The sequence below is a fragment of the Shewanella denitrificans OS217 genome (genome assembly GCF_000013765.1).
GTDB lineage: Bacteria > Pseudomonadota > Gammaproteobacteria > Enterobacterales > Shewanellaceae > Shewanella > Shewanella denitrificans.
Window position 1 is genome coordinate 2434007 of the sequence record NC_007954.1, and the last position, 22575, is coordinate 2456581.

A 22575-nucleotide genomic window follows, 5' to 3' on the forward strand; every position below is an offset into this window, starting at 1 on the left:
GACTACCTGTGAGTGTGAGTTAATTGCCTAAACGCCAAAACATAATCCATGCACAAAGCTTGAGTATTGACTGCTGCCATAGTGGTTAACTTATGGCGCATCTCCATGATTTTAGCAGCCAATGTGATGACTTGCGCCTTAGTAAACGCATTGATGTCATTACTTTTTAACACAAAATGGCGTAAGTACAAGTATAACACTTGTAATGCATCGATCAGTTGGTTGTCTTTTAAGGCCAAAAGACTGCCGCACAGGTGGCCAGAACTCAGGCTCATGGCCCATTCTTTGCGATAATTGAGCAAAGTTTGATACTTATCTGACTGCAGGCTTTGCGCCAGTTGAATAGGCCCGCCCACCACACTTAAACACCAAGTGACATCATGGGGCTTAGCGCCATCGGGCACGACGGGCAGTAGTTGCTGCCCCTTAAGCCAAGCATTCACCTCGGCATTGCTGGGCGGCGTGATGCTTAAGGTCTGACAACGGCTTTTGACGGTAGCCAATAGCGCTGCAGTTCTGTCGGTTTGCAGCAGTAAAAAGGTTTCTTTACCCGGCTCTTCTAAGGTTTTCAGTAACGCATTGGCTGAAGCCGTATTCATGCGCTCACTTTGGTAAATGATCGCCACTCGCTTACCGCCCTGCTGGGCCGTTGAGGTCAAACTGCTGCAAAGGCTGCGAATTTGGTCGACCTTGATTTGATTGCCATCCGGCGCGACACTGTGCAAGTCGGGGTGAGTACCTGCACTGACTAACAAGCACGCCTTACATTGACCGCAGGCGCCCACAGGGGTTAAGGCCTGGCATAAGATAAGCTTTGCCATGGATTGGGCCAGCACATCGCCGCCCAGTTGAGTGTGCACGTCCAATAAATGGCCATGACTTAAGCTGCCCAGCCGCACTTGTTTAAGCAAGAGTTCATGGCTTGCACTCAACCAAGGAAGGGATGAGATTTCATAGCTTGTGCTCATTCACGCCTCTTCTCTTATGTCCGTTTTGTGTCTGCTTTGGCTGATATTCAGATAACTTAAGTCGACTCAACACCCTACAAGCCTAGCGGCCAGCGCCTGCTTGATATCATGGTGCACGGCTTCAAGGCTCTGGCTGGCATCTATAACCAAAATGCTGCTGTCTTGGCTTGCCAATTGCAAATAGGTCTCACGGGCGCGTTCAAAAAATGCTAGCGCTTGTTGCTCAATTCTGTCTAGGGCGCCGCGATTAGCTGCCCTTGTTAAGCCAAGGCTTGGCTCAATATCCAGGTACAAGGTTAAGTCTGGCTTAAAGCCTTGTAAACAGGCTTGGCTCAAGGTGTTCACTAAGGGCATCAGGCCACGTCCGCCGCCCTGATAGGCAAGGGATGACAGATTATGCCTGTCTCCCAATACCCATTCGCCGCGCTGTAGCGCAGGTTTTATCACATTGGCGATAAGTTGTGCGCGAGCCGCATAAATCAGCAGGCATTCGGCTTCATCACAGAGGGGATCTTGCGGGTCAGCAATTTTTACCAAATCGCGAATGCGCTCAGCCAGTGGCGTTCCACCAGGCTCGCGGGTACACACGGGCTCATGGCCAGTATGGGATGTCAGCAGTGCCTTAACTAAGGCCACGGCGCTGGATTTACCCGCGCCCTCTAGGCCTTCGATAACCACAAACTTGCCTATGTCTTGCTGCTGTGCTGCTGTCATTTTTTCTTTCTTCTCTGATATTGATTTACCGCCGCGTTATGATCTTTCAGTGTTTTAGAAAACACATGGCTGCCATCGTTACGGGAGACAAAATATAAATAATCCACGTCCGCGGGATGAGCCGCTGCATCTAGGGCTGCCTGACTGGGCGCTGCTATTGGAGTGGGCGGTAAGCCATTTATTTTATAAGTATTAAAGGCCGTTGCTTCTTGCAGATCTTTACGGGTAATGTTGCCGTTAAAGCGCTCACCCATGCCGTAAATAACCGTAGGGTCCGTTTGCAGGCGCATGCCTAACTTCAAGCGATTATTGAACACAGCCGAAATGAGTGGCCGCTCGCTGGCTTGGCCCGTTTCTTTCTCTATGATGGACGCCAGAATTAGCAGTTCATAGGCACTCTTGACTTGTACGTCATCGCTGCGCCCTTCCCAGGCGGTATTGAGCGCCGACTGCATCATTACAAAGCTGCGGGTCAATAGCTCAACCACATCCTCATCCGCATGATAATGATAGGTTTCTGGGTAAAACTTACCCTCTGGCAGGCCACTGTCATCGCCGTGCGCCTTAAGTACAGTTAAAAATGGCGCTTCAGAAAGGCTCAAGCGCGGCTGTGACTCTAGGCTTGCTTGCCACTCTTTAATGGACTTACCTTCTACTAAGGTCACGGCGAAGGTCACCACTTTGCCGCTAAGCACCCGCTGTAAAAAACTCTCTAAAGTATCTGTAGGGAATATCTCATACAGGCCGGTGCGAATTTGCGCCAGCTCTGGCCTTAACTTCACCAAGTACCGTATTTTCCAGCTCTCAGTGACCACACCTTGTTGCTCTAGGCTCTGTACCAACTTAGTGACTGACATGCCGGCATTGATGGTAATTTGAGTGGTTTGTTCAAGTTTGAGCCCCTGCTCTGGGTAGGCTTTGAGATCTTCAATGGCAAAGTAGATTGAGCCTGCAAGCAGTCCCAGGCTCAAGCACACGCTTAAGAGCCATTTATAGAATAAACTGCAGCGCTTTACATGAGCCGCTAACAAGATGGCGACAGAATTAATCCGCTTCTTTAGCGTTTTAAATATGTGCTTAAGTGGCAGTAATTTAGCTGACTTAAGTCGCTGGGATTTAGATTTAAGTGGGTGAGTTTTCAGCGGCTTGGGCTTGAGTTGCTTAGGCTTAGGTTTGAGTGGCTTAGGCTTGAGTTGCTTGGGCTTAGGCGCTGATGGCTTAGCTGGCGCGGGCTTAGCCGAAGTTGATTTTGCCGGCGCGGGCTTAACGGCATCAAGTTTAAGCGAATTGGGCCTTGGGGCTTTAGTTCGAGACACGCTGGCTTTAGGCTTAGCAGCCTTGGATTTTTCAGCCCCATTGGGATTATGGGATTTTCCCTTGAACACTTGGCTGATCAACTGCGCGGTCCATTTTTGACTGCGCCGGCCAGAGTCTGCTAACAATTGCACTAATGACGCTAAGGTAATTTTTTTCATAGATTTGCTAGAGGGATAACCCTAATGAATGCCTTAATTGAGCCGATTGGGGCCAAGGAGCAAAGCCTTGGTTATCAATCCCGGTGACATCGACTACGCCGAACAAACTATTACTGAGAAACACATGCTCACAACTCATCAGAAAATCTTGTTTAAACTCACTCACCACGACTGTGTGCCCTTGCGGAAGTGCTAAGGTCAGCAGCGCCTTGATGATAATTTCTCGTGTGACACCGGATACCCCAGCTTGATGTAACGCTGGAGTATAAATAATTCCATCTTTGACGCCAAATAGATTCGCCACCGAAGACTCGATAACATTGTCTTGGCTGTCCAGCACCAGCCAGTCATCCATGCCCTGAGGCAAGACTTGGCTCTTGATCAGCACTTGTTCTAAACGATTCAAATGCTTAATCCCCGCAAGCCTTGGCTGCTGACCTAGGCGAATATCACTTAAAGCAAGCCTTATCCCAGTTTGTTGCCATTGCCCATAAAAAGACGGTATTTCACTGACGGACACTATCTCAGTGGCTGAAACGGAAATGGGGGCCTGGTAGCCTCGCCCTCCCACACCGCGACTGACAATCAGCTTGATACAGTGCTTAGGATAGGTCGCTGCCAGCTGAGTTAACTCTGACATCAATGTATTCGATGCTTGCCAGTGAAACCCTAGACGGGCGCAGGATTGTTGCAGACGGGCGAGATGATCGGCCAGAAACAGAATTTCGCCATTACTGCGCATGGTGGCAAACACGCCATCACCGTAAGCAATGGCGCGGTCTAAGGGGTGTATACCCTGAATCGTGCCATGAACAGTGCCCTGAGCTGTACCCTGAGCAGTGCTATGAACAGTGCCATTAGTAGTTGGCTGATTGGTCCACAGAGGCAACATCTGGTTCTCTCCCTGAAAACACGAGGTTAGACTCGATTTTTGAACTTATGACTGGTGAGCTTGTGACCCTGTACCTAAATTCTCTACAGATGTAGTTAACAAGATACAGGAACCAGCGTGCTTACTTAGCCAATAGATGCTGAATACGTGTCTTTAAAATGTCGGTCGCGATACGATTCTTTCCGCCCCTTGGCACGATAATATCCGCATATTGCTTTGACGGCTCAATAAACTGTAAGAACATAGGTCTTACGGTTTTTTTGTACTGAGAAATCACTGACTCCATAGTACGGTCACGCTCGGCAACGTCACGAGTCAAGCGGCGCAGGAAACAGATGTCCAGTGGCGTATCCATGAATACGGACGCATCCATCAGATCGCGCAGCTTTGGATCAGTTAACAGCAGAATACCTTCCAAGATGATCACTTTTTTAGGCGTCATATGGATAGTCTCGCTAATACGAGTATGCTCAGTATAACTGTAGCAAGGGATATCTGCGGCTTGACCCGCTTTTAACTGCTTAAGGTGGCTACATAATAACTGGTGATCCAATGCCTTAGGGTGATCATAATTAGTCTGGACCCTTTCTTCCATGGACATATGACTCTGATCTTTATAATAGGCATCTTCATTAATCACGCCTATTTGATCTGTGCCCAGATCCCGGCGCAGTTCGTCAAAAATCGTCTTCGCGATTAAACTCTTACCCGAAGCCGACGCACCGGCAATCCCAATGATGACACATTGCTGAGAATTCATTCTAAACCTTACTCGTCGTCTGATATGCTAATTGATACTGATGTTTGTCTTTGTGCTAACGCAAGTGCAGCGCCAACTTTTGCCGCAATATCCTTATAGATAGCCGACACTTGGGTGTCTGGCTCAAGGGCAATGCAAGGATTGCCGCTGTCCATGGATTGGCCAATGCCGATATCGAGCGGCAATGAACCTAATAGGGGGACTTGGTAACGCTGGGCAATTTTGCTGCCGCCATCGCTGCCAAAAGGATGGGCCTTGTGGCCACATGCTTGGCACAGATGAAAACTCATGTTTTCCACTATGCCTAATACTGGGATATTCACCTTGTTGAATAAGCTGATGCCTTTCTTGGCATCCGCTAAGGCGATATCTTGGGGGGTGGTGACGATAACCGCGCCTGACACTTGGGCTTTTTGCGCTAAGGTCAGCTGAATATCCCCAGTGCCTGGCGGCATATCCACGACGAGATAATCTAATTCGGGCCAGTCGGTTTCGGCTAATAACTGAGTTAATGCGCCAGCTGCCATGGGGCCGCGCCACATGGCGGCTTGCTCGTCTTTAAGAATAAAACCTATGGATTGCGCCACCAAGCCATGAGCCTTGGCAGGCTGCATCATTTTGCCGTCATTAGAGCTTGGGGTAAAATCGCTGAGTCCAAGCATCATTGGGATAGACGGCCCATAAATGTCCGCATCCAAAATCCCCACCTTGGCGCCCTGTAACCTAAGGGCAATGGCCAAGTTTATCGCCGTGGTGGACTTACCCACACCGCCCTTGCCTGAAGCCACGGCAATCACGTGCTTAATATTTTTTAATGCAGGATTTGCCTGTGCACCGCTTATATTATTGGCTGGTACATCCAGACGGCACTCAAGTTTGATGCCATTAATCTCTGGCAGCGCTGTGAGCATCTCTGTGAGCTTGGTATTAAGTTCGGGGTAGCTATCGACGCAAGGATAGGGAAACACTAGCCCAATGGCTAGGGTGTTGCCCGTTAAGGAAAGCGAATGAACACAAGAGGCTGAGACTAAGTCTTGCTGTAGATAAGGGTCGCGATAGCGGGATAATATTGCCAATACAGACGCTAAAAGTGCCTCAGATAATTGGTAATTTGTATGCGCAATAGACAAAAGCGACATCCTCTCTAAAAAATTTGGCCAAGTGTACCAGAAAATCCCAAAGTTTTAGCGTTAAATTAGCCCTTTTCATGCATGTTTTGATGAAAATCTGCTAGTTATCGGTTAGTATCTTGGCCATATTTAAGCGGCAACGAGATGTTGAGACAAAATGACACAATCACAACGTAAAATACTGGTCACCAGTGCCCTTCCCTATGCAAATGGCCCCATTCACCTAGGGCATATGTTGGAATATATCCAAACGGATATCTGGTCTCGCTTCCAAAAAATGCGTGGCCATGAGTGTCACTACATTTGCGCCGACGATGCCCACGGCACGCCTATCATGCTTAAAGCACAGCAATTAGGCATAGCCCCAGAGGCGATGATCGCCCAAGTTCAGATTGAGCATGAACAAGATTTTGCTGACTTCAACGTGGCTTTTGATAATTTTCACAGCACCCACAGCGAAGAAAACCGCGAGCTTGCCAGTGACATCTACATTAAATTGCGTGATGCCGGCCACATTAAGACTAAGACAATTTCTCAGCTTTATGACCCAGAAAAGTCCATGTTCCTGCCAGACCGTTTCGTTAAGGGCACCTGCCCAAAATGTAAGTCTGACGATCAATACGGCGACAACTGTGACAGCTGCGGCGCAACCTACAGCACCACAGATTTAATCAATCCACGTTCTGCCGTGTCGGGCGCCACCCCAGTCATGAAAGACACTGAGCACTTCTTCTTCGACTTGCCCGCCTTTGAGGGCATGCTAAAAGAGTGGATCCACTCAGGCTCTTTGCAGTCAGAAATGGCCAACAAGCTCAACGAATGGTTCGAACAAGGCCTGCAGCAGTGGGATATCTCCCGCGATGCGCCCTACTTTGGTTTTGAAATCCCCGATGCGCCTGGTAAGTACTTCTATGTATGGCTGGATGCACCTATCGGCTACATGGGCTCATTCAAGAATTTCTGCGCTAAGCGCGGTGACATCAATTTTGATGATTTTTGGGCCAAAGACTCCACCGCCGAGGTGTACCACTTTATCGGGAAAGACATCGTCTACTTCCACAGCCTATTTTGGCCAGCCATGTTAGAAGGCGCAGGCCTTCGTAAGCCTACAAGTGTTTACGCCCACGGTTATGTGACGGTCAATGGCGCGAAGATGTCTAAATCTAAGGGCACCTTTATTAAGGCGCGCACCTATTTAGACCATTTAGACCCTGAATACTTGCGCTACTACTACGCCGCAAAGCTCAGTAGTCGCATCGATGACTTAGATTTAAACCTTGAAGACTTCGCCCAGCGGGTCAACTCAGATTTAGTCGGTAAGCTAGTGAACTTAGCGTCCCGCACCGCAGGCTTTATCAGCAAGCGTTTCGATGGCAAGTTAGCTAACGTTACCGACAACAGCCTGGCTGAAAGCTTTATTGCTAAGCAAGAGGTGATTGCTGAATTTTACGAAGCCCGTGAATACGGCAAAGCCATGCGTGAAATCATGGCCATGGCCGATATCGCTAACGGCTTTGTGGCAGAACAAGCCCCGTGGCAGCTAGTTAAAGATGATGACAAGCAAGCACAGGCCCATGAAGTCTGCTCTATTGCGCTGAATTTATTCCGCATTTTGACTACGTACCTAAAGCCTGTACTGCCACGTTTAAGTCAAGATGTTGAAGCCTTTATGCAGCTTGAGCTCACTTGGGATAATTTGGCTAAAGACATGACAGCGCATGAAATTGCGCCGTTTAAAGCCATGATGCAGCGCGTCGATTTAGACAAGGTAGCCGCCATGGTGGATGCCTCTAAAGACAACTTACAGCCCACTGAAGCGCCTAAAGCCGACAAGAAGGCTGACAAGAAAGTAGAGAAAAAAGCAACGACTGGGGATCCGTTAACTGACGACCCTATCAGTGATGAAATCAGCTTTGAAGACTTTGCTAAGCTTGATTTGCGTATTGCGCTGATTGCCAAAGCCGAGCACGTCGCCGATGCCGACAAGCTGCTTAAACTGCAATTAGATTTAGGCGGCGTCACCAAGCAAGTGTTCGCTGGCATTAAGTCTGCTTACGCACCAGAAGATTTAGAAGGCAAGCTCACTGTGATGGTTGCCAACCTTGCACCGCGCAAGATGCGCTTTGGCATGTCTGAAGGCATGGTACTGGCCGCAGGCCCAGGTGGCGACGAGCTATGGATTTTAGAGCCTCACCAAGGTGCCAAACCCGGCATGCGCGTGAAATAGCTCTGCATTCGCCATCCCCAGTTAGCATTTAACAGTGAGCATTTAACACAAAGGTCGCCTAGGCGACCTTTTTTACACCTATTATAACCTCTGAACTCTATGTACAGCCTCGCTAGGGAATTCACTCCACGACACGCCGTAAACTCATCCTTGAGGGCTCGAACATCCCGTACATGGGATGGACGGTCGTCTCGCAAACCTCCCTAGTTCAGCTCTGCAGCATCAGAGTGTAATTTGGGATTTAAAAATAATCGAAATTTACTAATCAAGTACACTGTTAATTTACCATCAGAAACAAACATGTGCGAACAAGTCGACCAAGGCTCACCGTTCAGGCTTACCATTCCTCAATGATTAGCTAAATAGCTTCAGAGACACGCGGGCTTTTGATTTAAACCAGAGTCGTCCGTGTAGCTCGCTTCTACTTTCCACCGTAAACTAGTACGAACAATTAGATTATGAATAATCTTGGGTAACCTATAGAAACACAGTTCAGGCTTGCCAAGGCCCATTGCTTTCATAAAAAGTTTCGTCGACACGCGGGCTTTTGATTTAAACCAGAGTCGTCCGTGTAGCTCGCTTCGACGTCCTGTCTCAGAAGGTCGTCTCGCAAATTGCCATGATGGGTCTATTAACTTTCGAGTAATTATTGCGATTTTATGCTTAGATACTAGAGAAATCACCAGAGTTGTTGAGGTGATGAGCCACATCCTCAAACCGAAAAACTAGGTTAAAACGAAGAAAAGGTTAAAAAATGAATTACCATGACAACGACCTTAAAAGGTGCATTCAGAACAATCAATTAGCCGAAGTCTGCTGCAAAAAAGCACTACCGTAAAAAAGAGAACTCATATAGCATCTACGTTAAGTCAAGAGCGACCAATTTGCCTTGGACATGACATCGGCCAAGTCCAACAAGGCGATTTATGTGTTGTAAACTACGGAAAGCATAAATACTTAAAATTTAGGGTAAAGGAGAGAGTTAGTGCCAGTAAAAACTTTTGATTTAGCTACTTTAGAATCTTTGTCAAAGATATTAGGGAATACTTCCTCAGGCCTTACCGGCACTGAAATTACTAAATTCCTTTCAGAATCCAATATTGAAGATCCAGGTCTTAACTCTACTAAGTGGATGCGATTATACGATTCACTCTCGCAAAAGCAGCAAAATGATCGTTGTGCAAACAATGTCGTATCCTTCATTCAACATATAATGCGACCTTCTAGACATTTTGACAATCGAGAGTGGTTTGAAAATACCAGAGCTAAATTAAATAAGGTTTTATCCTTTGAGGGGCTCGAGCTTGAGGAAACCGGCAATATCAAGCAAGTTCTCAGAACAAAGACGATATCTGAGTCGGAAGCTAGAGCATCTAAGCTCAAGCAAAATTTGTTGTCCAGGCGTGTTCATAAAGACGTGCTTTACTTTTGCAAATCCGAATTGTTAGTAGATAACTACTTCCATGCCGTATTTGAAGCCACAAAGAGTATCGCTGAGAAGATTCGCTCTAAAACGGGGTTAACTTCAGATGGTGCTGTTTTAGTAGACGATGCTTTTTCTTTTAATAATAAAATACCTCATTTAGCTTTGAGCTCATTGCAAACAGAGAGTGAGAAGAGCGAGCAAAAAGGCTTTGTTAACTTATTAAAAGGTATATTTGGCACCTTTCGGAATACTACAGCTCATGCACCGAAAGTCACTTGGATAATTGAAGAGCTAGATGCGCTGGATATACTTTCAACTGTTTCATTAATTCATAGGCGTCTGGATGGTGCAATTGAAGCTCAAAAAATGTACCAAGGAAGGCCTTAACAAAAAAATCCAGCCATCCATTGTAAAACAATAACTTGATGCACTTTCATGATATGCTTGAAGTTTAAGCAGTCAGCTGTTGTGTTTAAAAAAATTAGCCGAGGGCGTTCGAAATTCTGTGTCAGGTTAAGTTTAAATTTCTAGCACGCTGTCTAAACGCCCTTCAAAATAAATCGCTAACTGAGATAAACAAAGGCTCCAATTGTGAATGGGCATTGTCCATTTATTCGAGGCGTTCAATATGCCAGCATAAAGTAGCTTCAACAAGCTATTTTCATTAGGAAAAGCCCCTTTAGTTTTGGTTAACTTCCTAAATTGACGGTGTACCGCTTCCACCGCATTCGTGGTGTAAATTACTTTTCTGATGTGCTCTGGATACTTAAAATAGTGCGATAAATTGTGCCACTTACGGCGCCAAGAATTAATAACAAGTGGATAAGCCTCGCCCCATTTCGCTTCTAGTTCATCTAACGCTAGCTCCGCCGCTTCCTTGCTCACCGCGCGATAAACACACTTTAAATCGGCCATGAACGCCTTCTGGTTTTTCGAGGCGACGTACTTCATTGAGTTGCGAATTTGGTGAATGACGCACAGCTGCGTCTCTGTATTCGGGAAGATACTGGCGATGGCTTCAGGAAACCCCGTCAGGCCATCAACACAGGCAATAAGGATGTCTTTTACGCCGCGATTATTAAGATCGGTCAGCACAGATAACCAGTAATTAGCCCCTTCATTGTCAGATAAATGCAGGCCGAGTATTTCTTTTTTTCCCTGCATATTAAGGGCTAGCAGGGTGTACACCGCTTTACTGATGTAACGGCCATCTTCTTTGACTTTGTAATGTATCGCATCGAGCCAGACAATCGGGTAGTGGCTGTCGAGTGGGCGCTGTTGCCAGGCTTTAAGCTCAGGAATGAGCTTGTCAGTTATGGCGTTAATGGTCGCGCTGGAGACATTAATGCCGTACATTTCCTCGACGTGCTGATTGATGTCACGGTAGCTCATGCCCATGCTGAACATCGACAGCACTTTGCGGTCGATTTCATCGGTGAGCGTGGTTTGGTTCTTCTTGATAAGCTGAGGTTCAAAAGAGCCATTTCTATCACGAGGCGTATCTAGCTCAAAGCTGCCTGAGGGATGCTTAATCGTTTTAGCCGTCTTACCATTCTTGCGGTTAGGTTGCTCATCATGAGCCGAGTGCTGCTCAAGTTCGGCTTGAAGCGCCGCTTCGGTAAGTTGTTTAATCAAGGGGCCAAGAATACTGTCTTTGCCTGTGAGGTTTTTACCTGCTTGAAGATCTTTAAGGGCTTGTTCAAAGTTAAAAGGTTGAGTCATGTGTCATTCCTGTTTTTGTACAGTTTACTGAAATGACACAGAATTATGAACACTACCAATTAGCCACTTAATTTGGTAAGCGTCGCACTTCTGTGTTGAATTTGGTCTTTTTAAAATAGTGGTTTCAAGGCACATTATCTCAACCAATTTGATTGTTAAGCTTATCTTGGAAGTTGATAAATTCGAACAGCCATTATAAATCTTTTTTGTCTTTTCTGTCTTTTCTGTCTTTTCTGTCTTGCAAGTGATTCCGCGTTTTTAATTTGCAAATGATTAAAAAAAGCTACACCTAATGGGAAAAATGCAACCAACTTAGTACCAATGAGTGAATCAAATCACAACGAGAATAGTAAATCTTATTAATAATCAATATCTAAAACATAAAGTCTTCATAATCTAAATGAACTAATCATGCCCGCCGCATGATACGATCGTTTCAATGCAATGAAGTGCTGATGTTAACTGAGAGTTTTAATAGATTTTCAGACTTATTATTCCTGCTGTTTAACTTTACTTCCCCTTATAATCTGCTACATTTTTTTAACACCATGAAGCCTGAGCTAAAGCAAGACGCAAACAAGGACGTAGCATGAAATTTTCTACAACCAATATTTTTCATTTAACTTTACTATTCTTAACACCGTTGATGTTCGGATGCTCAAGTCAAAGCCGTGTAGAGGAGTTGGTAAATAGTAGCTATTCAGATAGAAATCTCATCACCCTTGAACAATCAGCAATGATAGCAAGGAAATACTTCGTATCACCGTCAAGTGATAAAAATGACAAAAGTGACAAAAGTGAGTGGATTAACCAAATCATTTTGGATAAATTCAATAGTTCGAATAATAATGACAAAAAGCAAATAAGGAACGATTTAATTGATGAACTTTTTATTTTATCAGATTACAATTACAACAATTACAAGATAAATATATCACAAGCAAAGAAGTCGATAGATTTAGGTACAGATATGTACTCCTTACTTTTGACAGGGGCTGCTGCACTTACTACGGGAGGAAATACGCCTAATATTCTCGCAGGAATTGCAACATTTATTACTGGAACTAAGGAAAGTTTTGATAAAACCCTTTTCGCTGAACAAACCATTGACACTCTTATAAATATAATGGATGGTCGTAGAATGGAGCTGAAAGTGAAAATTTCATCAAAAAAGGAACGTAATATAAATGAGTTTTCATTACTAACAGCTATTAGAGAAATCATTGAAATGCATCATCATGGAAACGTATTATCAGCTTTATCATTTATGCAAGAAAAATCTGCAGCTTTTCAACAAGAGCAAACTAAGAAATACTTAGACACGAAATAATTTTACTTAGCACATGAATTAAATAATTGTAAATTTAGCCAGCCATTATAAAACAACTAAAAAATTAACTCAGAATTTAATATGGGTGTCTCGCGACTACTAAAACGTTAGGAGTAAAGCAGTTGAACAGAAAAATAAGGCCTAAAGGCCTTAGGTGAGTAGATTATTGCCTTGGTTCATCGGGAACGCCCATATATGTCCATAATTCTCATCGTTTTATATTATTTATGAAATCTCTGATACTCAGTAGGCGTAAAATAAATCGTTGGCATTACCATTTCGAGACTGTCTGGAGTATTTTTATATTTTAATGTCAATTCAAAATCATCACTACAAATTATTGGTGAATTCAAATTTAAGTAGAAATTATAATAATTTAGCCCTTGTGATTTTACAAGTTGCGGTATTTTGTTGTTTTCCCATAGCGTCACCAAAGTATCGCCTACAGAATCATTACCAATCACTTCAATTGCATCAGAGGCATTTAAAGGAATAAATTCGCCATTCCTCCACACATCAACCTTATCAACACTAACAATACTACCTTTATTAATAATAAGAATTTTTTCTCTATTTATAAAAATATCTTCCTTCGACCAAATCCAAACGACAATACTTCTGTAACCATTATCACAACTAGAATTTGATAAATTATCTTTTTGGGCCATAGGCGTGTCAAATTTTAAATATATATTATCCCCTACATTTAAAACAGGCTTATACTCATGGCCTGACTTTATATATCCATATTGTTTTTTATTATGTGGTGTTAATCCATATGTACTCGTCACCCAATTACTATGGAAGCTCGTACACCCAGTAAGCATTAAAAAAATAAACAATAATCTTTTCATCGCTACCCCCCAAAACTATTTAAATTCTGACAATAATCACCACCTAAACCAACATAATTGATGTACAAAACAGGGACAATCGTACCACCTAGTACTAAAGAGTTTTGTATCCTAGCTTAAAATCTGGCCAGTCATTATAAAACAATAACATAAAGCACTTTCGAGATGCGCTCAAGCAAGATTGTGAGATTTCACAACTTGAAGGATAATACGAGGTGAGGTTGAGGGCGGATTACCGTGGTAGCTGGTTAGTAAGTGGACTGATTCCTCATTGAGGGTTTTAGGCTCAACTTAATTGCCTAATATATGCCCACCTTTACTATACATTGACCTCTTAAAAGACTAAGATTTTTATCTTTTTTTAGCCTGACGACAAGTGACTTATAATGATATTGAACATACTCATTCTGTTAAGTTTTTCCATCTGTATAATCGCTTTAGCTGTCACCTGCATTCTAGGGATTTGTTTAGGAATAATATTAAAGAAACAGGATACTCGCGCTTACAATAAAATGTATCTGTTTTTTACTCCATACTCTTTATTACAACTTTCCGGCTATGCCAAGGACAAAAAAAACCAGCGACTGTTAAAACAAAGGTGGCTACTAAGTACATTAAAATACTCAATACCTAGCGTATTAATCTCATTCATCCTAACTTGCATCTTGGCTTTGTATAACACTCACTAACCTTAGTTGCACTTACTGAGAACGCCAGAGTTTAACAGTAGCTAAAAATCTAGGGAATCCCCAGATAATCCTGTTGTAATTCAAGATAGCAGACACACATGGTGCTATCAGTTCTAATCAATTTCGCCACTCTCACACAATATGGCTACTAAAACTCACATCTTGTGTGCTGCTGGCAAATTTAAGCATATATTACACGAATCACTCAAAAAACAATGCCCTTACTCTTATAATATAAGCATCAAACATCGCGCGGTATTATCTGTTGTCTGACTGGGAAAAGAAGTACGACGAAGGCCGTAATTCGCACCCCATTCCGTTAAAAAAGTTGTCGATAATTTACTGGGCATTAAACGAATATATCTAACTGGTTCATACCGCTGGCAGACCGAAATTATGAGGGGATCCGCCAGCGCCCCTCTAATAAGTGAACCATGCGCTGGCGGGCGATTTGCTCAGAAAATGGCATGAAAGCCTTGGAAAATCTTAATTCAGAGACTTGTTAGTGTTTTCAGCAGGTTCAAAACCGTAACGCCATTCATTGAAAAGATCATCTGAGCTTTTAATACCAAGAATATCCATTATCCTCTCCATGTATCGTAATGCTCTATCAGCATCCTCAGAGTCAAAACTGCCAAATTGACCGATTGTTAACTTGAACTGGCTGAGCACAAAATCCTTGGTTGGATTTTCTACGATCCCAAGTAATATTCGAGAAGTAAGGTCATTTACTATTACTTCAGCGCTTATCCTTGTCGCATCGTCGGGCGCACCTGGGTACATGATGACGGGGTCTTCAATAAACTTCTTTTCAGCAAGTAAGACTTCTAGTTTAGTTACTACTTGATCATTCATTTTCAGTACCTGTTCCTCACCAAAGGAGCAAGAAGTGAGAAGGTACATTAGCACCACAAACCATAAATATCTAAGATGCATCTTCCAGCCAACTCCTGAAAACTAACGCCCCACTCTAGGGAATCCCCTGATAATTGCTTTTATTTTCAATTTAGTAGACACGCATGGTGCTATCTGATCTAATCAATTTCGCCAAAAACCTACTAGATCTAACACCATGCGTGATATCCATATCTTACACGATTTAATCAAAAAACAATGCCCTCAAATACACCAAAAACGACTTAATTCTCTGATGGTTGCCACTGAGTCACTCCTCGATGGTAATCAACTATCACTTACTCAGCTTGGTCGTAATATTACGGGCTCCGTGGCAGCTAAACACAACATTAAACGTATTGACCGACTCTTAGGTAATTATCACTTAGCTCAAGATAAAATAACAATATATCAGTGGCATGCTCGCTATCTTTGTGGCGCAAACCCTATGCCTATTATTCTCGTCGATTGGTCTGATGTCCGTGAACAGCTTCGAATAATGACGCTACGCGCATCCATCAGCGTTCAAGGTCGCTCTGTGACTCTGTATGAACGGACTTTCTTGTTTGAGGACTACAACGCACCTCGCAGCCATAATGCTTTTCTCGCTGAACTTGCCAACGTTTTACCTCAAGGTTGTTGTCCTCTGATTGTCACCGATGCAGGCTATCGCAATACCTGGTTTAGGGAAGTTGAGCGCTATGGCTGGTTCTGGCTTGGCAGAGTGCGAGGCGATGTAAGCTTTATGCACCACGGGCAAACCACTTGGCATTCAAATAAATCACTCTACTCAAAAGCAAACTCAACCGCTAAATACATAGGTAATGTTCAGCTTGCACGTAAATCACCGCTAAGCTGCCATTTACATCTATTTAAGGCTAAGTCCAAATTACGTAAAGATAAGCGCTCTTCAAAAACGGGCCGAAACCACACCGCACAAAAGAGTTATCGCTTAGGCAGTAAGGAGCCGTGGCTGCTGGCGACCAACTTACCGCCTGAATACTTCAATCCAGCAAAAGTGGTTGAGCTATATGCTAAACGCATGCAAATTGAAGAAACCTTTCGGGATTTAAAAAGCCCACAATATGGCATGGGATTGAGGCAAAGTCGCAGTCGGTGTCCAAAGCGATATGATGTATTGTTGCTTATCGCTATGCTGGCAGAAATACTGTTGTGGTGTATAGGCATAGCCGCGAGGCATCTTGGCTGGCAGAAGGATTTCCAAGCTAACAGCATCAAATATCGCGCTGTATTATCCGTTGTAAGATTAGGAAAAGAAGTGCGGCGAAGGCCAAAATACACACTAAAAGCATCGATAATTTACTGGGCATTAAACGAATATATCAAACTGGTTCATACCGCTGGCAGACCTAAATTATGAGGGGATCCGCCAGGCTAAAAATAAACGATTACCACAACCCACTACAAATCAGCCCAACGATAAAGGCTAAATCGTTATGATTTATATATCACACAAAAAACGGGTGTGACAGTGTAGAATAGGACAATGCTTGGCATCCGTTAACTTTATTAGGTCTGGTATGAAATTCAATAAAAAAGCAGTAGGCATACTTTTATTCATTTTTTTAATCATTGCCGCATTAACGTTCCTCTTATCGAAAGCTTATAGCCTGTACAGTATTCATACTGTTGCAAATGAATATGAGCCTAATAAGCAATTCTCTCGCTTAATACCTAGAGAAATTCAAACTTTAGATGATATCACTGCATTGTCAAAGATAGAGCTTGGCTACTTTTCAGCCAAGTCATCGATTAATTTGTCACCATCAGTCTCCCCTTCCTCAAAAAAATTTAAAAATTATTATTTTTCTGCTGAAACAAAAGAAGGTACATTTAAGGGCTTATCCATAAAAGATAAGACCTCTGAAGTAAGTCTTGTGAGCAAGTCACTTCAATCTCAAGATCAAATTAAGCTAGAAGAGTTATTTGAGAAAGGTAATTTAGACTCTGACTTCGATTTAGTTAAGCTTTGTTTAAATACGTCTCCTGACACGTTGACCTTGCTTTCATCCTCTCATGACTTCCAATTAGCCATGTCAGCAATTATTTTTCGTTCTATTTTTATAATATATGACGGTGGCATTTTTGAATTTGAACTGCCAAGTGGATTAAAAGGAATTCAGTTTGGTGACCCAAAAGAAAGCCACACCGTGGCCATATTTCTTTATGATAATAGAAAAGCGTTATTTGAGATTAATTTCGCTCAATTTTCTCAACAGGAAATAGATTTTTTTCTAAATACAATAGATGTTAATGAGCCAGAACTCGGAGAATAAATCATTTGAGCCATCGGTCGATAGCCTCGATTATCATGCCTACTGCTGCGAATTTTATAACGTCTGACAAACTTCTTTGTTGTCTATCATATGATAGTAAAACGGACTTATTGCATCACTACCTTGAGGTAAGATGCCAATGACATAATGGCCATCAGTTTGGTCTCCAACGAAATTATAATAAAAAATCTGTGCCGCACGCCAATTGCGTTGATTTTTTGCCTCGCATATTGAGAAAGCTTCCCCTGCCTGTATGGCTTGCTCAATTGCAGTTTTTTTATCAGTAAAAAATCGTGCCATCGATTGGGTTATACCCTGAAAATGGTTAGGCCCCGTAAAAGGTGTTAAACCCTCAAAAAAAATCAGGCCAGCCATTATAAAACAATAACATAATGCATTTTCGACATGTGCTCAAGCGAGATTGTGAGGGTTTGTTGCTAGAAAGCCGATATCGCTGGAGTTTATGGAAGCAGATTGGCTAATTCGACGGATTTCCTTCAAAAAAGTGATTGTTAGCCACAATAGCCCAACGCATTAAAGAGTTAAGCTGATTTAGAAAAATTGTTATTACAACGAATTTGAGATTTGCCCGCTTTTAAGTGCTGGCGGGATTTAACAATGCGTGCCGCCGTTAACTCCACCAAATCCATCTTGAAAGCTAGAGTCAAAACAAAGAATTAGCCGAAGTCTGCTGTAAAAAAGTACTACCAAAAACCAGAAAAAACCTATAGCATCTTACGTTAGCTCTAGAGTTACCGATACATCTTGGACATGGAATAGGCCCAGCTCAACAAGCGATTTATTCGCCGCAAACAGCGCAACGTATAAGGACTAAAATGTTATGTACAAAAGGAAATTATGTACCCTAATATAAAAATCACCCAAAAATTAGGTATCTTTGAGAGTAATCGATTAGAAATTATTGGTAACACAGAGATAGAAATAACCTACAAAGGATTTTTCAAGTCACAAACAGGGAGAATCCCTCTAGGTGTTATCAACCCTAATCCTGTCAACTACAAAAAAGTAAATGTTAAAGCTCTTTTCTTGAGTATTTTGTGTTTCCTTGTTGTAGTGGCCTGTGTCTTTGGCTATTTACAAGGATTGGCTAAGGATGCAGGAGTGTTTATTGTTCTAGGTGCCGTCTTTGGGGTATTTGCATTGTTAGTTCTAAATTCTTGTTTGAAAAGCTCCGTACAGGCTTTAATTTTTCATAACATTGAAAATGGTGCCAACTTGTTTGCCCTTTTCCCCAACAAAAATCCGAACTCAGAAGTCGATACTTTTACGAATGCATTAGCAGAGCGAATTAAGTCAATTCGTTACCCAGAAAACTTATCATTGGTCCAAAAGTGGGAAGTTTATCATAAACATTTAAATTACTTATTCAGTGAGAATGTAATAACAGACCAAGAGCTAAACACAATATTATCTCGTATTAAATCAGAAAATAAAAAGGCTGAAATTATCAAATTAGTGTGATTTGTAGCTAATAAGAGACGACTTTGTGTTTGATGACTAAATCGTCTTTTGCCAAAATAGTGCTTTGCCCATTTGTGGATCTAATTCATAACCCGCAAAACCGAATTTAATATACGATTTACGCGCCACTTCATTGCCTTCTAGCACTTCTAAGGTGATTTTACAGCAGCCCTTCTCTATAGCCAGCGCTTCCACTTTAGCTAACATCAACTGGCTAATCCCAAGTCCTCTAAAACGTTGACTAACAACAATATCGTGTATATTGATCAGTGGTTTACATTGGAATGTTGAGAAGTTTTCAAAGCAATTAATCAATCCCGCAGGCTTTCCATCTACGTAGCAAATGATACTAAAGGCGTGTGGGATTTTAGATAATGCAATGGCCAAATTGTCTTTTACGAAATCAGCTAAAGGCTCACCACCACCCATAGGATCTAGGGCATACTGTTCCAACAAATACCCGAGATCGACCGCCTGTTTTTCATTCAAATAATCTGCAATAACGACTTCAACGTTCATATTTCCCCCAACGAATAAGGCCATAAATTAGCTCACACAATCGGGCTAGAAATCGAGCCCAGTCGATATAAAACAATAACATAATGCATTTTCGACATGTGCTCAAGCGAGATTGTGAGGGTTTGTTGCTAGAAAGCCGATATCGCTGGAGTTTATGGAAGCTGATTGGCTAATTCGACAGTTTTCTTTAAAAAACAGTGATTTTTAGCCACAATAGCCCAACTCATTAAAGAATTAAGCTGATTTAGAAACATTGTTATTACAAGGAATTTTAGATTAGCCAGCTTTTAAGTGCTGGCAGCAACTGGAGAAGTGTCGCCGTCGTTTTTCTAGATGCTCACAATAGCTGCTGAGTTCCCCCTGTGTCAGGATAGTTGTCACCCCTTAAAAATCACTATTGTATAAAGACAGGGGGCGGTAACAGAGAACGATATGGCTCGGTATTCACAAGAACGTAAGGACTCGATCCTTAAAAAGTTATTACCCCCGCACAATTTAACCGTTGCAGAGGTTGCACGAGAAGAAGGCATGGCAGTGCAAACCTTGTATCATTGGCGAGATAATGCCAGAAAAGAAGGTCGTCCAGTGCCAGGTAAAACATTAACAACCGATGATTGGTCAGCAGAAGCCAAGCTTGCCGTCATTATCGAAACTGCACCGATGTCAGAAGCTGAAGTGAGTCAATACTGCCGAGAAAAAGGCTTGTTTCGCGAACAAGTTCAGCAGTGGAAACTCGATTGTTTGGCTGGTTTTCAAACCAGTGAAGTGCAAGCTAAAACGATTAAACAACAGGCTAAAGCCGACAAAGCAGAAATCAAATCCCTGAAGCATGAATTACGCTACAAGGAGAAGGCGCTAGCTGAAGCTGCTGCTTTACTGGTGCTCAGAAAAAAGCTCAATGCGCTCTGGGAGGGCGACAACGAGGAGAGTTAACGTCCTTACCTGAGCGCACAAAATTAATGATATTAATACAAGAAGCTTATGCCAATGGTGCGCGCCTTTACAAGGCTTGTATTGAAGCTGAGCTCAGTAAGCGTACCTATCGACGTTGGTATCGAGCGGGTGTGGTGCAGGCTGATTTAAGGCCAACAGCGTTTCGGCCAGAGCCCGCCAACAAGCTAAAAGAGCATGAACGAGAGCAGATATTAGCGGTATGCAATGAGCCTGAATATGCCAGCTTACCTCCCTCACAAATAGTGCCAACACTATTGGATAAGGGGATTTATATTGCATCAGAGGCCAGTTTCTACAGGGTATTAGATGCCAATGACCAGCTTAACCATAGAGGTCGCAGCCAAGTTGCAGTTAACCGCAGTAAGCCACTTAGTTACACGGCCGATGGCCCAAACCAAGTGTGGTCCTGGGACATCACGTATCTGGCCTCAGTAGTTAAAGGTCAGTTTTACTACCTGTACATGTTTGAGGATATTTACAGCCGAAAAATCGTCGGTTATGAAGTCCATGAACAAGAATGTGGCGAGCGTGCCGCTGAGCTAATCCAACGCAGCATGCTACGGGAACAATGCTTTAAAAAGCCACTGGTGTTGCACTCTGACAATGGTGCGCCAATGAAGTCTCTGACGATGAAGGCCAAGCTTGAAGAGCTGAGTGTTACCGCTTCACTGAGCCGGCCTAGAGTGAGTAACGACAACCCCTATTCAGAGTCATTATTTAAGACCTTAAAATACCGTCCGCAATGGCCAAAATCAGGTTTTAGCAGTTTAGCCGCAGCAAGGGAATGGGTTGAGAAGTTTGTGAAGTGGTACAACGATGAGCATAAACATAGCAAGCTTAACTTTGTCTCACCAGGGCAACGTCATGCGTTGCAAGATAGCGCTATCTTAGACAAGCGAAAGAAAGTTCTCGAAGCGGCTAAGGCAAGAAACCCCAAGCGTTGGTCCAAGGACGTTAGAAATTGTGAGGCGGTTGGCCCAGTAATGCTAAACCCAGATAAGGCACCCGCAGACGATGTAATAAATGCAGCTTAATATTTAAGCAAAGAGTGACAACTACCTTGAAAAACACCGAGTTCTTGAAGTCTGCCCACTGGACCGTGAATAGCTTGCCAAATTCAGCGGTTAGCTTGAGCCAAGTTCGTGGCTGACACTGTTAATTTTTATAGTGTAATGATTGAAAAGCAGTTACACAAAATTATTTACAGGCTCTACTTTTAAAGCCCAGGTATAAGCCTTCCATACCTGAGCTATGCTGGTGATTAATTGAGCTCGTGTATAGTTTTGTTAACAACGAATTTGCAAGCTCATAATGGTTCACAGATTAAACCTATTTTTGACCCACGATAATAACGCTATCAGTATACGAGTATCCATATCCATAGCCTCCAGTGCCTTCAGTCGCCATAGGTCCGCCGCCGAGGAGTCCTATTGGAGAACTTGAAATACTTCCACAATCATAAGCATATTTTCCCGAGGTAACAGTCACAATTTCTTTAAGCGCATAGCCGTCTTTATCAAGTACAGCTAATGCAATTTCGATATCGCGAGATAATCGCTCACTATCGACTTCATTTTCTGAAAATTTTGGCATGTATTCATTTTTACTAGTACTTACATTTTTTTTTGCCCAAGGGTCATCAAAATCTCTATGTTCAGTTTTTTGAACTAATTCTTTAAAGTACGCTTTAACATAAATAACTTTACTTTCCATTGATGTATCCTATGAGTCCATTTTCTTCCAATTTAGCACCACACTCACAGATTGCACCCAATACCCTCGAAGTTGCCGAAATATTCGCATAAAAATCCCGTGAAGCCATCAGGGATGATGGTTAAGGCTCGTAGGGCACAGGGTGAATGAAAATCTATGATTTTTAGTTTATGAGCGAGAGATAGGGATAATCGAACTGGAATGCTTTACATGGATGTAAAGCGCGCTGTCGAGCCGTTAGGTATTTTCTTCGTCTGATGAGGCTTCTCATAATCAAGAGTCACTTCGCCGGCGGCACAGGGGACTCTCGCAATAGATAAGTAAGAGGGGAGGATTTGCTGTTGAATCTTCCCTCTTGGCCAGTGCAGAGTGGAACCCTGCGATCTCTATTCAAACGAAGTTTGGACATTTTTGAGTTTGCGCCAGCGAGAAAGCTTGCGATGATGTTCACTCTACGACACGCGGGCTTTTGATTTAAACCAGAGTCGTCCCTGTAGCTCGCTTCTACTTTCCACCGTTAGCTAGTACG

General features: G+C 43.1%; 19 protein-coding genes. 7 read left to right on the plus strand and 12 right to left on the minus strand.

The features are described from left to right. Window positions 1–2: 2 nt before the first annotated feature. The 6 genes from holB to apbC all read right to left on the minus strand — a co-directional run bounded on the left by holB (window position 3) and on the right by apbC (window position 5939). On the minus strand, window positions 3–968 hold the full coding sequence (gene holB / locus SDEN_RS10690; protein WP_011496488.1) for a DNA polymerase III subunit delta': 966 nt from the start codon (window positions 966–968) through the stop codon (window positions 3–5). Between the two features lie 66 nt (window positions 969–1034). Next, window positions 1035–1682: a dTMP kinase gene (gene tmk / locus SDEN_RS10695; RefSeq protein ID WP_011496489.1), complete on the minus strand. Its 648-nt coding sequence runs from the start codon at window positions 1680–1682 to the stop codon at window positions 1035–1037. Beyond that, window positions 1679–2659 carry an endolytic transglycosylase MltG gene (gene mltG / locus SDEN_RS20845; RefSeq protein ID WP_041406243.1) on the minus strand — a complete coding sequence of 327 codons (981 nt, stop codon included), beginning with the start codon at window positions 2657–2659 and terminating at the stop codon, window positions 1679–1681. Before mltG ends, tmk begins: the two co-directional genes overlap by 4 nt. A gap of 505 nt (window positions 2660–3164) precedes the next feature. Further along, complete coding sequence (pabC, locus tag SDEN_RS10705; RefSeq protein ID WP_011496491.1) at window positions 3165–4049, minus strand: aminodeoxychorismate lyase; 885 nt, start codon at window positions 4047–4049, stop codon at window positions 3165–3167. A gap of 121 nt (window positions 4050–4170) precedes the next feature. Continuing rightward, complete coding sequence (gene udk / locus SDEN_RS10710) at window positions 4171–4809, minus strand: uridine kinase (RefSeq protein WP_011496492.1); 639 nt, start codon at window positions 4807–4809, stop codon at window positions 4171–4173. 8 nt (window positions 4810–4817) lie between these two features. After that, window positions 4818–5939 carry an iron-sulfur cluster carrier protein ApbC gene (gene apbC / locus SDEN_RS10715; protein ID WP_041406246.1) on the minus strand — a complete coding sequence of 374 codons (1122 nt, stop codon included), beginning with the start codon at window positions 5937–5939 and terminating at the stop codon, window positions 4818–4820. 157 nt (window positions 5940–6096) lie between these two features. Between apbC and metG the strand changes: the two genes are divergently transcribed. Together metG and SDEN_RS10725 are read left to right on the plus strand one after the other, a co-directional pair. Next, window positions 6097–8166 carry a methionine--tRNA ligase gene (gene metG / locus SDEN_RS10720; RefSeq protein ID WP_011496494.1) on the plus strand — a complete coding sequence of 690 codons (2070 nt, stop codon included), beginning with the start codon at window positions 6097–6099 and terminating at the stop codon, window positions 8164–8166. A gap of 985 nt (window positions 8167–9151) precedes the next feature. Next, a complete protein-coding gene (locus SDEN_RS10725; RefSeq protein ID WP_011496495.1) occupies window positions 9152–9979 on the plus strand; it encodes a TIGR02391 family protein in 828 nt (275 codons plus the stop codon). A 132-nt stretch (window positions 9980–10111) separates the two neighbouring features. On the opposite strand, the gene SDEN_RS10730 is transcribed toward SDEN_RS10725, so the two are convergent. Continuing rightward, window positions 10112–11314 carry an IS256-like element ISSde5 family transposase gene (locus SDEN_RS10730; RefSeq protein WP_011496496.1) on the minus strand — a complete coding sequence of 401 codons (1203 nt, stop codon included), beginning with the start codon at window positions 11312–11314 and terminating at the stop codon, window positions 10112–10114. Between the two features lie 589 nt (window positions 11315–11903). Between SDEN_RS10730 and SDEN_RS10735 the strand changes: the two genes are divergently transcribed. After that, window positions 11904–12644 (plus strand): hypothetical protein, encoded by a 741-nt coding sequence (locus SDEN_RS10735; RefSeq protein WP_011496497.1) that lies wholly within the window; start codon window positions 11904–11906, stop codon window positions 12642–12644. A 221-nt stretch (window positions 12645–12865) separates the two neighbouring features. Here SDEN_RS10735 and SDEN_RS10740 read toward each other — a convergent pair whose 3' ends face one another. Continuing rightward, window positions 12866–13498: a hypothetical protein gene (locus SDEN_RS10740; protein ID WP_011496498.1), complete on the minus strand. Its 633-nt coding sequence runs from the start codon at window positions 13496–13498 to the stop codon at window positions 12866–12868. A 1175-nt stretch (window positions 13499–14673) separates the two neighbouring features. Continuing rightward, window positions 14674–15042, minus strand: a complete 369-nt coding sequence (locus tag SDEN_RS10745; protein WP_198134592.1) for a DUF4844 domain-containing protein — start codon at window positions 15040–15042, stop codon at window positions 14674–14676. A gap of 217 nt (window positions 15043–15259) precedes the next feature. On the opposite strand from SDEN_RS10745, the gene SDEN_RS10750 reads away from it, so the two are divergent. After that, entirely contained in the window at window positions 15260–16462 is a 1203-nt protein-coding gene (locus SDEN_RS10750) for an IS4-like element ISSde1 family transposase (RefSeq protein WP_011495916.1), read from the plus strand. A gap of 160 nt (window positions 16463–16622) precedes the next feature. Further along, the gene (locus tag SDEN_RS10755) at window positions 16623–17378 is read left to right on the plus strand and encodes a hypothetical protein (RefSeq protein WP_011496500.1); all 756 of its coding nucleotides are present in this window, start codon (window positions 16623–16625) and stop codon (window positions 17376–17378) included. A gap of 54 nt (window positions 17379–17432) precedes the next feature. Here the strand turns inward: SDEN_RS10755 and SDEN_RS10760 are convergent, their stop codons facing one another. Then, window positions 17433–17753, minus strand: a complete 321-nt coding sequence (locus SDEN_RS10760) for a hypothetical protein (RefSeq protein WP_011496501.1) — start codon at window positions 17751–17753, stop codon at window positions 17433–17435. Between the two features lie 483 nt (window positions 17754–18236). Between SDEN_RS10760 and SDEN_RS10765 the strand changes: the two genes are divergently transcribed. Next, window positions 18237–18860 (plus strand): hypothetical protein, encoded by a 624-nt coding sequence (locus tag SDEN_RS10765; protein ID WP_011496502.1) that lies wholly within the window; start codon window positions 18237–18239, stop codon window positions 18858–18860. A gap of 36 nt (window positions 18861–18896) precedes the next feature. On the opposite strand, the gene SDEN_RS10770 is transcribed toward SDEN_RS10765, so the two are convergent. Further along, window positions 18897–19379 (minus strand): GNAT family N-acetyltransferase, encoded by a 483-nt coding sequence (locus tag SDEN_RS10770; RefSeq protein ID WP_011496503.1) that lies wholly within the window; start codon window positions 19377–19379, stop codon window positions 18897–18899. 432 nt (window positions 19380–19811) lie between these two features. Between SDEN_RS10770 and SDEN_RS10780 the strand changes: the two genes are divergently transcribed. Next, a protein-coding gene (locus tag SDEN_RS10780; RefSeq protein ID WP_086022107.1) for an IS3-like element ISSde10 family transposase occupies window positions 19812–21367 on the plus strand; the annotation gives its coding sequence in 2 pieces (ribosomal slippage) (window positions 19812–20265 and window positions 20265–21367; 1557 coding nt in all). 295 nt (window positions 21368–21662) lie between these two features. Here SDEN_RS10780 and SDEN_RS10785 read toward each other — a convergent pair. Then, window positions 21663–22046, minus strand: a complete 384-nt coding sequence (locus SDEN_RS10785; protein ID WP_011496506.1) for a hypothetical protein — start codon at window positions 22044–22046, stop codon at window positions 21663–21665. Window positions 22047–22575 lie beyond the last annotated feature (529 nt).